Annotated in this window: 10 protein-coding genes; 3 read left to right on the top strand and 7 right to left on the bottom strand. The window is 73.4% G+C overall.

Annotated elements, in window-relative coordinates; genetic code table 11:
• Positions 1-68 precede the first annotated feature (68 nt).
• Entirely contained in the window at positions 69-2,081 is a 2,013-nt protein-coding gene (locus tag WME75_RS10130) for a hypothetical protein (RefSeq protein WP_437489119.1), read from the bottom strand.
• Positions 2,082-2,443: 362 nt separating this feature from the next.
• Here WME75_RS10130 and WME75_RS10125 point away from each other — a divergent pair, with 362 nt between their 5' ends.
• A complete protein-coding gene (locus WME75_RS10125; RefSeq protein ID WP_437489116.1) occupies positions 2,444-2,872 on the top strand; it encodes a hypothetical protein in 429 nt (142 codons plus the stop codon).
• On the opposite strand, the gene WME75_RS10120 is transcribed toward WME75_RS10125, so the two are convergent.
• A complete protein-coding gene (locus tag WME75_RS10120) occupies positions 2,856-4,637 on the bottom strand; it encodes an ABC transporter ATP-binding protein (RefSeq protein ID WP_437489113.1) in 1,782 nt (593 codons plus the stop codon). The two genes, WME75_RS10125 and WME75_RS10120, sit on opposite strands and share 17 nt — an antisense overlap.
• A 47-nt stretch (positions 4,638-4,684) precedes the next feature.
• On the bottom strand, positions 4,685-6,736 hold the full coding sequence (locus WME75_RS10115; protein WP_437489110.1) for a hypothetical protein: 2,052 nt from the start codon (positions 6,734-6,736) through the stop codon (positions 4,685-4,687).
• Positions 6,737-6,854: 118 nt separating this feature from the next.
• Between WME75_RS10115 and WME75_RS10110 the strand changes: the two genes are divergently transcribed.
• Positions 6,855-7,748, top strand: coding sequence for a sulfite exporter TauE/SafE family protein (locus tag WME75_RS10110; protein ID WP_437489107.1), 894 nt, complete (start codon positions 6,855-6,857; stop codon positions 7,746-7,748).
• Here WME75_RS10110 and aqpZ read toward each other — a convergent pair.
• The 3 genes from aqpZ to WME75_RS10095 form a co-directional block, all read right to left on the bottom strand.
• Positions 7,685-8,416: an aquaporin Z gene (aqpZ, locus tag WME75_RS10105; protein ID WP_437494783.1), complete on the bottom strand. Its 732-nt coding sequence runs from the start codon at positions 8,414-8,416 to the stop codon at positions 7,685-7,687. The two genes, WME75_RS10110 and aqpZ, sit on opposite strands and share 64 nt — an antisense overlap.
• Before the next feature lie 261 nt (positions 8,417-8,677).
• Positions 8,678-10,603 carry a GNAT family N-acetyltransferase gene (locus WME75_RS10100; protein ID WP_437489104.1) on the bottom strand — a complete coding sequence of 642 codons (1,926 nt, stop codon included), beginning with the start codon at positions 10,601-10,603 and terminating at the stop codon, positions 8,678-8,680.
• Positions 10,604-10,807: 204 nt separating this feature from the next.
• Entirely contained in the window at positions 10,808-11,608 is an 801-nt protein-coding gene (locus tag WME75_RS10095; protein WP_437489101.1) for a class I SAM-dependent methyltransferase, read from the bottom strand.
• Between the two features lie 194 nt (positions 11,609-11,802).
• Between WME75_RS10095 and WME75_RS10090 the strand changes: the two genes are divergently transcribed.
• Positions 11,803-12,345, top strand: a complete 543-nt coding sequence (locus WME75_RS10090; RefSeq protein ID WP_437489098.1) for a DinB family protein — start codon at positions 11,803-11,805, stop codon at positions 12,343-12,345.
• 39 nt (positions 12,346-12,384) lie between these two features.
• Here WME75_RS10090 and WME75_RS10085 read toward each other — a convergent pair whose 3' ends face one another.
• On the bottom strand, positions 12,385-13,701 hold the full coding sequence (locus WME75_RS10085) for a hypothetical protein (protein WP_437489095.1): 1,317 nt from the start codon (positions 13,699-13,701) through the stop codon (positions 12,385-12,387).
• Positions 13,702-13,798 lie beyond the last annotated feature (97 nt).

Genomic DNA, 13,798 nt, shown 5'->3' with positions numbered 1-13,798 from the left:
CGTCGTGGGCTCGCTTTCCGTTGGAAGGCCTGCCCGAGCGGACGGAACGCCATCCCGCCGTGCGCCGCTCACGGGCGCACGGCGAGGTACACCGTGCTCCAGAGCTGCACCGCGTTCGACTCGTCCTGGTGCGTCCTCTCGGCGCCGAACGGCACAAGCCGGTAACGCCCTCCCTCGACTGCCCAGCTCCAGAGCTCCCGCGTCCTCGCCTCGCTCGAGGCCTGGATCACCTCCCAGAGCGCACGTCGCGCGCGCCCCAGCGCGTCGCGCGCGCGGGGCGGCAGGTCGCCGCGACCGAGCTGCCGATCGAGGCCCGCGGCGAGCATCGCCTGCTGCCACGACCACGTGACCGTGCCGTGGTAGTGGCTGGACGTGAACAGCCCCCAGAGCGCCGGATCCGGCGCGAACGCGGGGTTCGCGACGAGGATGCCCACCGGCGTGCGCAGGCCGGCCGGGAAAGGGCGGAGCAGGCGGCCCGCGATCTCCTCGAGGGCGACGGGCGGCGGCTCCGTGAACAGGAGGACGAAGCTGTCGTCGGAGTGCATGATGGGAAGGGGCCGGCCCTCCCCGTCCAGCGCGACGGCCGGAAACGAGAGCGTCCCCGAGAGCGACGCGAGCGCCGGCGCGGCGTCCAGGCCCAGCGACGCCGCATAGGCCGAGACGCGCCGCCTCGCCTCGCGCTCCGGCAGCTCCACCCGGAAGAACACGCCCGCGTCCTTCCACGCGCGCGCGAGCCGCTCCGCCCGGCCGGCGCCCTCCCCGTCCGCGCCGAGCAGCGGGCTCGCGAGGAGCCGCGCCGAGGCGCGGAGCGCGGCCGGCACGAGCGCGGCGTTCACGTTGTACGGGATGCGGCCGAACGCGAGGCCCTCCGCGCTGTCGCGCCACTCGCCGACCGGCGCTCCCTGCTTGAGCGCGATCAACGCCCTCGGATCCCCCGTCTCGGCGAACGGGGCGGCGAGGCGGAGCACGAGCGACACGTTCCGCGCGAGCGCCTGCGCATACGTGTCGCCGCCCGGCGTCCGGCGCGACAGGAACGCCGCCGCGCGCTCCCGGCCCGGCGCGCTGCCGAGGAGATACTCGGCGGCCAGCGGCGCGAGGAGGAAGTCGTCGTCGATCATCTTGTAGTCGTAGACGGGCTCGCGCAGCGACCCGGCGCGGCCCGCCGCGAGGTGCAGGAGCGCCGCGTACTCGCCGATCGCCTCCTCGTGCGCGACCTCCCCGGCCGCGCTCAGCCGATCCAGGACCGAGCCGATGCCCGCCTCGACCACGGCCGGCTCGAGGACCGGCAGGAGCATCCGCACCGCGAGCAAGGTGTCGCGGCCAAAGTACGTGAGGAAGCGCCAGGACCCGGCCAGCAGCTTCTCCCGGTACGCAAGGAAGGCGAGCGCCTGCCGCTGGCGCGGGTCGTCGGCGGCGCGCTCCGTGACGAGCTCGTCGAGGGGCACCGGCGTGAGCGGCGGCTCGTCCGAGAGCGCCGTCACCCGGACCCGGACGCCACCCGGCCCCGCCGCGAGGGCGATCCGCCCGTCCGGCTCCAGCGTGGCCGTCGTGCCGCCCTCCGGCTCGAGGAGGAGCTCGAGGTGGTGCTCGCCGTCCCGCGTGGTGCGCCGCACGGCGATCGACCCGCCGCCCGCCGAGGCGCCGGCCTGGACGTCGCTGCGCAGCCAGGCCGGAAGCTCGGCGTCACGGCCCACCTCGCGCACGGTGCGGACGCTCCCGAGGACCAGCCGATGGACGCGAAGCGCCGGGGCCGCGCTCGCGAGGAGCGCCGAGACGCCGCGCATCCCGCCGGGCCGCTCCACGCCCGAGAGCGCCCCCTCCACCGAGAGCTCGACAGGCGCCGGCAGCGCGTCGAACCACACAGCGATTCCCATGTTCCCCGCCGGAAAGGCGACGATGAGCCGGGGCGACACGCCCGAGGTCGCCAGGACATGAGCGGCGATATGGCCACGACGGAAGAAGTGGTTGCGAATCCGGTCCTCGTGCAGCTCGAAGGCCAGGAGCTCAGGAGCCGGCGGCGCCGAGGGCGCCTCGCCGTGCGGCGCGCCGGAGACGCAGGAGGCGGCAAGAAGCGTTGACAAGGTGGTTCCCCTCATGAATCGCCCGGTATTCGTGGGCCTCGTGGGCACCGCGAGACCCTAGCTAGCCGGGACGCGCCTGCCAAGGACTAAGGATCTTCCCGTGGCCGCTAGCTTACGCCACCGACGCGATGGCCGCTTATCGCACGTTTTCATTGAAGTATCGCGGGACTCATCAGGACGTCTGGGAGGGCCCGCCCAGGGCTCATCTCCGCGCGGCGCCGTCGAAAGGGAGGCGATGACAAAAGAAAGAGTTCACACCTTTGTTGCCCTGTGATAACCCATCCGAGACATCGGTTGTTGATAGTGAGTTCGCACGCAGGCGAGCAGCCTGCCAACTACCGTTTTAAGGAAGGGGGCTCGATATGGACGAGAGCATCTCCGGCAAGATCGCCGCCGGCAGCCACGGTTCTGATCGCGCGCAGCTCAGCAACCCGCGAGAGGGCCTGATCTACACGTGGGTTGACGGCAGCCTCGGCGTCGCCGAAGAGGTCGTGCGCGCGGGGTTCGGCCTCCTCGATGACGTGCGCGTCGAGACCCAGGAGCGGCTCGGCGCCACGCTCGACCTGATGGAGGGCATCCACAGCGGCATGTTCCGGATCGCGCGCAAGACGCTCGTCCGCATGGACGGCATCAGCGCGCGCGCCCTCACGAACAGCCAGCATGGCTGGCACGCGCTGCTCGGCACGCTCCGCCGCACGTCGCAGAGCGCGGCGGGGCTCGCCTCGGAGACGGCCGTCTCCATCGTGGGCGAGCGCCGGGCGACGCAGCAGCTCATCATGCAGTCGTCGTGAGCTGAGCGCTCACGAACTGCCGCTCGACAAGCCGGCGATAGAGACCGTCCTGGGCGATGAGCGCCGCGTGCGCCCCGCTCTGCACGATCGTACCCCCATCCATCACGAGCACGCGGTCGGCGCCCATCACCGTCGAGAGCCGGTGAGCGATGATCAACGTCGTTCGCCCCTTCATCAGCGCGTCGAGCGCCCCCTTCACGAGGTGCTCGCTCTCGGCGTCGAGCGCGCTCGTCGCCTCGTCGAGCACGAGCAGCCGAGGGTCCTTGAGCATCGCGCGGGCGATCGCCACGCGCTGCTTCTGCCCGCCGGACAGCTGCACCCCGCGCTCGCCGACGAGCGTGCGATACCCCGCCGGGAACCGCAGGATGAAATCGTGCGCGTTCGCCGCGCGCGCCGCCGCCTCGACCTCCGCGTCCGAGGCGCCCTCCCGTCCATAACGGATGTTGTCGGCCACGCTCGCTGCGAAGAGCAGAGGCTCCTGCGCGACAATGCCAATCTGCCGGCGGAGCCAGGTCGGCGAGAGCTCGCGGAGGTCGCGCCCGTCGAGGAGAATACGGCCCTCGTCAGGGTCGTAGAGCCGCAGGAGCAGCGAGGCGATCGTGGATTTGCCCGCCCCGGACGGCCCGACCAGGGCAATGGCCTCTCCGGGACGAACGGAGATGTCGATGCCCTTGAGCACCGGGACATCCTTCCGCGTCGGGTAGCTGAACCGCACGCGCTGGAGCTCGAGGCGCCCCTCCACGGCGCCGGGCTGGGCGCCGCCGGCGTCCGCCATCGCCGGCTCGCGGTCGAGGAGGTCGAAGATGCGCTCGGCGGCGCCGGTGGCCTTCATGAAGTCGGCCCAGAGCTCGCTGAGGCCGCCGAGCGCGAAGGCGACGACGATCGTGTAGACGAGGAACGAGGTGAGCCCGCCGAGCGTCATGCGCCCGGCGACGACGAGGTGGCCGCCGTACCAGAGCACGAGGGCGATGGCGCTGTAGCCGGCGAACGTGACCACGCCCATGAAGCTCCCCGAAGCGCGGATGCGCCGCCGGGCGAGGTCGAACGACTCGGCGACCCGGCCGGAGTAGCGCTCCGCCTCGTGCTTCTCGGCGGCGAAGGCCCGGACGGTGCGGATGCCCGAGAGCGCCTCCTCGGCGACCTCGCTGGCGCGGGCGAGCGCGTCCTGGACGCTGCGGGAGAGCCGGCGGACGCGGCGGCCGTAGGCCACCGAGCCCAGCGCCACGAGGGGCACCACGGCGAGCATCAGGAGGGTGAGCCGGGGGGATGTGTAGAAGAGGAACCCGACGCCGCCGATCACGGAGGCGGCGAAGCGCAGGGCCATCGACACGTTCACGCTGACGGCGCTCTGGAGGACCGTGGTGTCCGACGCGAGGCGGTTCGTCAGCTCGCCTGTCCTGTGGTCGTCGAAGAACGCCACCTCCTGCCGGAGGAGGTGCTCGAAGAGCTGCGCGCGCAGCCGGGCCACGACGCGCTCGCCGGCGGTCGAGAAGAGGACGTACCGCAGCGCGACGGCGGCGGCCTGGACGACGATGAGGAGCGCGAGCCAGAGCGCCGCGTCGTCGATCACCTCGACGCCGGAGCCGGGGCCGAGCGCGTCGTCGATGATCTTCCGGATCGCCTGGGGGAGCAGGAGGCTGATGCCGCTGCCGACGCCAAGGAACAGGGTGCCGAGCGCGAGCCTGCCGAGCTCGGGGCGGGCAAGGCGGAGGAGACGTCGGAGGTGCGCTCGGCCGGGGCGGGCGCCGCTGCGTGGGATCTGCATGGGGGGCGCGAGCGTAGCAGGCGGCGCGGAGGCGGCCGTCCCGCGGGTCAACGCCGCCCGGCCCCGCGCCCCGGCCTCCCCCGGCGGTAGAGCGCGATGGCCAGCGCGAGCGCCGCGGCGCCGAGGGCGAGGGCGGCGAGGAGCAGGCCCGTCGCGCGAAAGCGGCGCAGCGGCCCCGGGGCGGTCTGCCCCGGGCCCCCCGCCGGCGGCTCGTCGCCCGCGCCCTGTGACCCCGCGCGCGGGACGAGCGCGCGCCGCGCCGCGGCCGCATCGGCGAGCGCGCGGCGGACGCCGGCGGCGTCGAGCGAGGCGTCCGCCGGGATCAGGGCGCGCAGCGCGGCGCGGGCCTCGAAGAACGGGGCGCCCTCGCTGCTCCACGCGGTGGGCGAGGTGTCGAGCGTCTCGTCGAGCGCGGCCGGGATCACCTCCTTCACGATCGCGTCCGCCGCGCCGGGCGACGCCGACCTGGCCAGCGCGATGTAGCCGGCGTCCTGGATCCCGCGGCGAAGGGTCTTCAGGCGCATCGAGGGGAATACGCCGGCGAAGCCGGCGGAGCGGGAGGCGAACCTCCCCCGCTGCGTGCCGGGATAGAGCAGCATGCCGTCGCCGAGGCAGGCGTCGCCGTCCCGGTTGTGGAAGTTCTCGGCGACCGTGAACGGGTCGACAGGGCCCTTCCCGCCGCGGTTGCCGTCGTGCCAGAACGCCGTCTCCCACAGGAACCAGCGGCCGACCTCGTGCGTCGCCGCGATCCAGCCGTCGGCCATGAGCCCGGTGAGCGGCGCGTCGATCATGAAGGAGCCGGCCCGCGGCAGCGCGCCGTTGTAGACCCAGAGCCGCTTGCCGGTCTCGTGCGCGGCCCGCGCCCACGCGGAGTCGAAGCGGTTGGCTGGCGTGAGCACGAGGTCGACGTCCTGCTCCACCGGGTGAACGTTGCCGCACGAGTGCCCCACGAGGATGCGCGACGACAGGCGCGAGCCGCGGACGAGCCGGCGCCACCCGGGCCCGCGGGGGCTCTCGCACTGCTCGTCGACCGCGTACAGCATCACGTCGTCGACCGCCGGCGGGAGGAGCTCCGCGACGGCCTCGACGCGGCGGAGCGCCTCTTCGGTCGGGTCACCGAAGCCGCCGTAGGCGCCGAGCGCCACCGCGGCGGGCGGGACGCCCTGGCCCGGCCCCCGGTAGCCGCGCTCCCTGGTGTAGAGCGAGCCGTCGATGGCCGCGCGCAGGCGCTCCACCTCGGCGGGGCTCCGGACCGACGCGAAGCCGTCGACGTGGTGCTCGTGGAGCAGCTGCCAGAGCTGCTGCTCGACGGCAGGCCCGTCGCCGACCCGCTCGGCGACGCGGCCGGGCTCGTAGAACGCGATGAAGTCGACCGGGCCGTACGGCAGCGTCGCCGACGCGACATCGAGCCTCAGATCGAGCGACGCGAGCTCGCCGTGCGAGGCCGAGCTCACCACCACCTTGCCGTCGTGAAGGCCGGGGACGGCGCCCTCGGGGACGTGGAGGTCGATCCAGACGGCCCGGGTCTCGCGAGCGGCCACCTCGAGCGGGTACGGCGCCCAGGGCGGCGCGAGCTCGATGGGGATGAGGGCGTCGGGGAGGAACCCGAGGTGCCTGTCGTCCGGCGGCCGCGCCGCCGGGCTCCACCCGAGCGACTCCATGGGTCTCTGGTCGTTGCGCGAGCGGTGCTTGATCTCGACGTAGTGCTCGACGAAGCGATCGATCGAGATCGCCTGCGCAGGCGCCGCCGGCGCCTTGGAGGGCGCGCCCGCGCCGGCCGCGGGGGCGAGCCCGGAGAGCTCGACCGTGACGCCGCGCACGGGCTCGGCGCCCGCCTCGACGATCACCTGGAAGGCGACGACCTCGGCGCGGAGCGCGCCGAGCCGGACCGGCTCGCCGGGCCGGAAGAGCGCGTTTCCTTCGCCGCGCGAGAGCGGCAGACCGACGTCCTCGCGACGGACGCGCGTGCCGTCATCGGCCACCCAGACGAGCGCGCGCTCCGGCGGCCCCTCGCCGGCGGCGGCGGCGCCCGGAGGCAGGGCGACATGCGACAGCGCGGAGAGCAAAGCAACGTGGAGGAACGAAAGGGATCGCGTCATGGCGCTCGGATTTCCTCGGATTTCCAAGGACAAACGACCGCCGTGATCGGCGGCAGCGCCATCCTAGGAGCTCGGGGCCGAGGTTGACAGCGCGGCCGGGCTCGAGCCATGTCGCGACGTGGATCTGACGAGAGCCGCGCTCCTCGCCGGCGGCGCCGCCGTGGCCGGCGTCATCAACGCGGTGGCCGGGGGCGGCACGCTCGTGTCGTTCCCCGCGGCGATCGCGGCGGGGCTCTCGCCGCTCTCCGCGAACGCGACGAACGCCGTGGCGCTCACGCCCGCGTCGCTCGCGTCGGCGTGGGCGTACCGCCGCGAGCTCACCCGGGATTACCGGGTCCTCGGCGTCCTCTTCCTGCCGTCGCTGCTCGGCGGCATCGTGGGCTCGGCGCTCCTGCTCGTGACGCCGCAGCGCGTGTTCGACGCCGCGGTGCCCGGGCTCGTGCTCGTCGCGACGCTGCTCCTGCTCTGGCAGAACCTGCGCCCGGCGAGGCCCTCGGCGAAGGACGGCGGCGCGGGCGCGGGGGAAGACTTCGCCCTGCCCTCGCGGCCGTGGCTCGTGTTCCTGCTCCAGTTCCTCGTGAGCGTCTACGGCGGCTACTTCGGCGCGGGCATCGGCATCATGATGCTGGCGCTGCTCTCGTCGTTCGCGGGCAACGTGGACATCCACCGGATGAACGCGATCAAGACCGTGCTCGCGACCCTGATCAACGGGGTGGCCGCGATCGCGTTCCTGTTCGCGGGCGCGGTCGACCGGGTCGCCACGCCGATCATGATGGCGGCGGCGGTGGTCGGCTCGCTGGCCGGCGCCTCGGTCGCGCGGCGCATCGAGCCGAGGAAGGTGCGGTGGTTCGTTGTCGTGCTCGGGCTCGTGCTCACGGCCAAGCTCGGCTGGGACCGGTTCGGCCCGCCGACCGAGCTCTCCCGCCCGGCCTCCCCGACATCCCCTGCTCAGATCGTCGGGCGCGGCGCGACGGCGGCGCGGGCCGGCCTCGCGCCCACGAGCAACGGATAGAGCGCCCCCGCGAGCGCGCCGCCGGCGAGCGGGGCCAGCCAGAACAGCCAGAGCTGCGCCAGCGCCCACCCGCCGACGAACAGGGCAGGACCGGTCGAGCGCGCCGGGTTCACCGAGACGTTCGTGACCGGGATCCCGATCAGGTGAACGAGCGTGAGCGCGAGGCCGATGGCGATCGGCCAGAACCCGATCGGGGCGCGGAGATCGGTCGCGCCGAGGACCACCATCACGAAGCCGAAGGTGAGCACGATCTCGGCCACGAGGCTCGCCATGAGCGAGTATCCGCCGGGCGAGTGCGCGCCGTAGCCGTTCGCGGCGAAGCCGGCGCTCACGGAGAACCCGGCGGCGCCGCTGGCGATGGCGTAGAGGGTCCCGGCGGCGACGATGGCGCCGGCGACCTGGGCGAGGATGTACGGCAGGAGATCCCTCGCGGGGAAGCGTCCGCCGACCATCAGACCGAGGGTGACGGCGGGGTTGAAGTGAGCGCCCGAGATGTGACCCACCGCGTACCCCATCGTCAACATGGCGAGCCCGAACGCGAGCGCCACGCCCAGGAAGCCGATCCCCAGCCCGGGAACCGCGGCCGACAGCACGGCGCTGCCGCAACCGCCGAGCACGAGCCAGAACGTCCCGAGGAATTCCGCGGTCGTACGCTTGGACAACGACACCTCCATCTTCATCTCTCCTGTGGCCGGCTGCCTCCGCGCGGATCGAAGCGCGGCAGCGGCCGCGCCCGGCCGACGAGCCACCTCGACGGTTCAGGCGGACCGCGCGTCGACCGGCGTTGCCGCCGAGACGACGCTCCACCTGCGCTTCGTCGACGTTGGATGAGGCCCGGCGCGCCGCGTTGCTGTCGGATCAGGCGGTACCAGGCCTGCCGATCGAGCGCGCCCTTCCAGAGAAAGCATGGCGTCGGCGTCGAGAGGTCGTCAGCGGTGCTCGAGCCTCCGCAGCCGGTAGGCCCGCCCGTCCCACAGCGAGAACGCGCGCTCGCCGCTCACCAGGACGTCGAACCCGTGGCGGGCCGCGAGCCGCGCGACGTCGGCCGCGTCGCGGGCGGGGTCGCCCCGGTACGAGTAGCTCAGGACGACGAGCTCCCCGCCCGGCAGCAGCACCCGACGCGCCTCCGCGACGTGCCGATCCACGACCGCCGCGCCCGCCGCCACGAGGTACGGGAACGAGTCGACCGCGTACACGAGATCGAAGCGGGCAGACGGCACGTCGCCGAGGTCGACGCCCGACGAGACCGCCAGCACGACGTTCGGCAGCCCCGCGCAGCGCCGCCGCGCGGCCTCGATCATCCGCGGTGCGACGTCGAGCCCCCACGCCTCGCGCACCCGCGGCGCGAGCGCCGCCTCGAAGCGGCCGATCCCGCAGCCGATCTGGAGGATCGCGCGGCCCTCCCCGATCGCGCCCCACCGCTCGAGGAGCTCGACCACCTCCCGCGTCGCCCGCTCGAGGATCTCCGGATCGCCGAGCGAGTACGCCGCGACGCTCGCCTCCTCCGAGCGGGCGCAGAGCTCGTCGAACAGCCGCGCGGCGCGCGCCGGCGCGTCCGCCCCGGCGACGCCCGCGTCCCGGTGCGCGCCCAGCATCTCCGCCACGGTCGCGCACGCGGCGCGCCGCTCGTCCAGGCAGCGGCGCAGCGCCTCGAGGCGCGCCGCGGGCTCCCCCTCCCCCGCCGCCGGCCGCGCGGCCTCGATCGCCCGCGCCACGGCCGCGAGGTCCCCGGCGACGCCGAGCAGCCGCACCAGGCCGACCTCCGAAGACACCTCGCCGGACATCACGGCCCTCACCGCGCCCTCGAGCTCGCCCTGCCCGGCCTCCGGGCCGCCCGGCCGCCCGGCCTCGCGCGCGCCCCGGTGCCGCAGCCGCCGGCGGTACGTCCAGCGATCGACGGCGCCCCACTCGTACTTGTACGGCTCGCGCCCGCGGAGGAAGTCCACGGTCCGCGCGCCCTCGCGCGCCGCGTGCTCGATCGCGCTGGCGAGCATCACGAGCCCCGGGCTGTACCACGCGAGCTCCGGATCGAAGCCGGTGATGTAGGACGCGAGCCCGCCCCGCTCGGACAGCCCGTAAAGCGACGCGATGATCCGCCCGTCGAGCCGCAGGCCGAACAGCCGCAGCGCGCCCCGCGCGCACAGCCCCCGCGCGACGGCGCGGTGGAACGGCCGGAGCGCCTCGTCCAGCACGCCGCCCTCGCCGCGCGAGATCCAGCGCGCCCGGTGGTTCGCGAACAGCGCGTCGAGCAGCTCGTCCACGCTCGCCGCGTCGGCCACGTCGACGCGCAAGGCCCCGGCCCGCGCGAGCCGCTTCCGAGCGCGGCTGACGCGCGCGCGCATCCCCGGCGAGAACAGGTCGTCCGGCCCGGCGCCCTCCGGGATCGTCACCCTCGGACACGCCTCGAGCTTCTCGACCTCGTCCGACCAGCCGGAGGGCGCCTCGGCCGCGAACAGGGGCGACGATCCGCGCAGGTCGTGGAGATCCGCGACGTCCCAGGCGTCCGCGCGCTCGTCGAGGCAGGCGAACACCGCCTCCGCGACGGCGCGCTCGTACCCGGGCGCGGCCAGGACGTCGTTGTAGTCGGTGATCCCGGCGCCGAGCAGCGCGACGACCCGCTCCTCGCCGGTGCGGTGGATCGCGAGGGGCGCCATGCCGACGAGCCCCTGCTCCGACCGGAAGACAAGGGCCAGCACCTCTTCGGGCCCGAGCTCGCGACACCACGGGATCAGCCACTCCGGCCGCTGGAATGCCGTCGCCGCCGGACAGCGCTCCCACAGCGCGCTCCACGGCTCCCGCAGCGCCTCGAGCGCCTCGCGGCGGTCCAGCACCTCAACGTCGAGTCGTTCGCTCACCTGCCCTCCGGGAGGCCGGCTCTCCTCGACCAGCGCCGCCCGACGGCGCTCCGCCGAGCTCCCGGCCCCTCTCGGGGCCGTATCCTCGCAGAGGCGAGCGGCCACGCAACCGGCGCGCGCGACCTCGGGGACGGCTCGCCGATCGCGCGATAGAGCACCGGGGACGGCCGGTGCGGATCGGTGAGCGCGCGCTGCTCCTCGGCCTCAGCCGCCCGCGCGCGCGACGGTGAAGATCAGGTGACGTTGCAGCCGGATCCCCTCCGGCGCGCGACGGCGCTCGAGCTCGGCCGCGAGCGCCGGCTTCACCCGCGCGGCGTCCGCCGGAGCAAGGTTGGACAGGAAGTTGCCAAACGAGCTGGCGAGGTAGAACGCGATCACGTCGTCCGTGTCCGTGAAGTGGTCGGTGAAGGAGCGGATCTGGAGCTCCGGGTCCTCGAAGCCGGCAAGCAGCAAGGTGCTCCTCAGATCGTCGGAGGTCACCTTGTGGGGCGTGCTGCCGAGCGCCTCCGCGGTGCCGGTCACGCCGAGAGAGGACAGCACGTCCGCGAGCACCCGTTCGAAGTCGTGCGGGCGCTCCCTGGCGGCCGAGCTGATGCCGAGGCGCCCTCCCCGCTTGAGCACGCGGCGCGCCTCGCGCAGCGGGCCGAGCTTCTCGGGCAGCCAGTGGAGCACGCTGTTCAGGAAGACGACATCGAAGCTCCCGGCGGCAAACTGCGAGAGATCCTCGGCCTGGCCGACGCTGGCGCTGAAGTTCGGCCTGCGCTTCCCGTTCGCCAGCGCGACGCGGAGCGGCAGCGGATCGACCCCGGACACCTCACCGGAGGGGCCGACAAGCTCGGCGACATGTGCCCCGAGCCGACCCGTCCCGCACCCGACGTCAAGGACGCTCTCGCCCGTGGATATCTGGAGATCTTCGATGAGCAGCTTCCCGTGGTTGAACTGCCGATCGCTGACGCGATCGTACGTCTCGGCCAGGACAGCTGAATCGAGCGCAAGGCTGACCATCGTGGCTCCTTGTGAAGAGGTGGAGATCGGGAAATGCGGCTCCGAGAAGGAGATCTCCCCCGAGCGCCACGTGTCTGTTATCGAGGACAATAGTCCGCCATAGCGGACCGAGCAAGCGCTATCTTGATCTTTTCTTCCCGCCTTCCCGCCTTCATGTTCAAATCCGGCCACCCCCCTCGAACAAGGATTCGCTCATGACCTGGATCGACCAGTACCGCGCGTTGGCCCGCTACAACCTGTGGATGAACGACAGGCTCTTTGCGCTGGTCGGCAAGCTCGATGACGTCGAGCGCAAGCGCGATCGCGGGGCGTTCTTCAGGTCGATCCACGGCACGTTGAACCATCTCCTGCTCGCCGACCGCAGGTGGATGGCGCGCTTCACCGGCGACGTCGAGCGGTTCACCTCGCGCGATGCGAGCGGCAAGGCCATCGAGATCACCGCGATGTCGCAGGAGCTCTATGCGGACTTCGACGCTCTCTCCCGCGAGCGCGCCAGGACGGACGCAGACATCCTCGCCTGGGTGCGCCAGATCGACGAGCGCGCCCTCTCGGGCGACCTGACCTACACGCGGGGCGAGGCGGTCCACGCCCATCCGCTCTGGTGGGCCGTGGGCCATTTCTTCAATCATCAGACCCATCACCGCGGCCAGGTGACCACCCTGCTCACGCAGATGGGAATCGACCCCGGTGTGACCGATCTGATCGTGATGCTGTGGGACGAGCCCTTCGCGCCCTGACAGGAGCCCCCGTGGCAGGCGGGCGAGGCCGCCCCCGGGTCACCGCGCGGCGCGCCGCCTCGTGCCCTGTCGCACCTGACCCGCCGCCTTCGCCTCGGCGAGCGGGTTGCGCGCCTCGGCGGCGCGCAGCCGCTCGAAGCGCGCGATCAGGGCGCGGTCGGCGCTCTGCCGCAGCGTCCTCGCCAGCACCACGCTCTTGGCGAGCCGGATGAACCGCAGCCGGTGCGCCGACGTCACGTCCTCCACGTCCCTCCTGCCCGCGCCGGGCCCGAACTCGCGGTCGTACGCCGCCCGCAGCCGGTGCTCGCCGCGGAGGCCGAGCGCGTCCGAGAGGCCCTCGAGGGCGGCCCGCTCCGCCGGGCTCGACCACGAGAGGACCCGGGAATAGGGCGTCGCCATGGTCTCGTGATCGGGCTTGTTCACGAAGCGACGCAGGAACACATCGGACGTCGCGACCGGCACATCGCCCGTCGCCTGGTGGAGGAGGGCGTACGCGAACGCCTCGTTCATCCCCACGAACCGGTTCTGGTCGAAATCGGCGCCGCGGACGCGCTTCCCGAGGCGATCGACGCCCGAGAGGGCGGCGAAGAAGTAGCTGCTGAAGTCGGTGTAATCCGCCTCGTTGATCTCGGGCGTGCAGCCCGACGCAGGGCGGTCCCGGGTCGCCGCGAAGAACCCCACGACGTCGCGCTCGACGAGCTCGCCGTCGGGCCTGCCGCCCTCGAAGAGGAGGTTCGCGAAGGCGCCGGAGAAGCACTGGGCCATCACGAGGACGACGGGCGTGCCGCCGGGCAGCTCCGCCATGCGGGCGGCGAGGTCGCGCACCGACAGCGCCCCGCCGCCCCAGAGGTCGAACACGTTGTTGTCGAGATCGCGCCGCGGATCCGGGCTCCCGTGGCCGGCGAAGTACAGGAGCAGCGGGTCGGCCGGGCGCGCTCGGGCGAACCGGCGCCAGATCGCGTCGAACCCGGGGCGGGTCGTCGCCCCGTCGATGCGCGGCAGCCTGGGCGCGCGGTAGCGCATGCGGTGGCCGTCGAGGAACTGCACGCTCCGCGTGCCCCGGCGCCCGTCGGCGAAGAGGACGCGCCGCTCCACCGTGGCCGGGAGCAGCGACTGGAAGTAGCGGATGTGGCCCTCGATGGCCACCTGGTTCATCGGGGGCCGCGGGCCGCCGCCCACGACGAGGGCGCGCCAGGCCGCGGGCTCGGGCGCGGGCGCCGCCGGCAGGACGTGCTCCTGCACGGGCGCCGCCGGCAGGACGTGCTCCTGCACGGGCGGGCGCGCGACCGCGCCCGAGGCGGTGGTCGTGGCCGCGACGAGCGCGGCGACCCGGAGGAGCAGGTGGTAAGCGGTCACTTCCTCGGCCCTCGACGGCGCGCGATGCGCCGCTCGACTCTAGGTAGCAGAGGAGGAGCCGCTTGGCCTCCTGATGCGGGTCGCCGTACCCGACGCG

Source organism: Sorangium sp. So ce1014 (assembly GCF_051521505.1).
In the GTDB taxonomy this organism is placed as follows: Bacteria; Myxococcota_A; Polyangia; order Polyangiales; family Polyangiaceae; genus Sorangium.
This window is presented reverse-complemented; position numbering and strand designations above follow the sequence as displayed.

What these genes read in the sequence shown, in the direction of transcription:
- WME75_RS10125 (WP_437489116.1), top strand. Translation starts at nt 2,444, where the DNA reads ATGGACGAGAGCATCTCCGGCAAGATCGCCGCCGGCAGCCACGGTTCT.
- WME75_RS10120 (WP_437489113.1), bottom strand. Translation starts at nt 4,637, where the DNA reads ATGCAGATCCCACGCAGCGGCGCCCGCCCCGGCCGAGCGCACCTCCGA.
- WME75_RS10115 (WP_437489110.1), bottom strand. Translation starts at nt 6,736, where the DNA reads ATGACGCGATCCCTTTCGTTCCTCCACGTTGCTTTGCTCTCCGCGCTG.
- WME75_RS10095 (WP_437489101.1), bottom strand. Translation starts at nt 11,608, where the DNA reads ATGGTCAGCCTTGCGCTCGATTCAGCTGTCCTGGCCGAGACGTACGAT.
- WME75_RS10090 (WP_437489098.1), top strand. Translation starts at nt 11,803, where the DNA reads ATGACCTGGATCGACCAGTACCGCGCGTTGGCCCGCTACAACCTGTGG.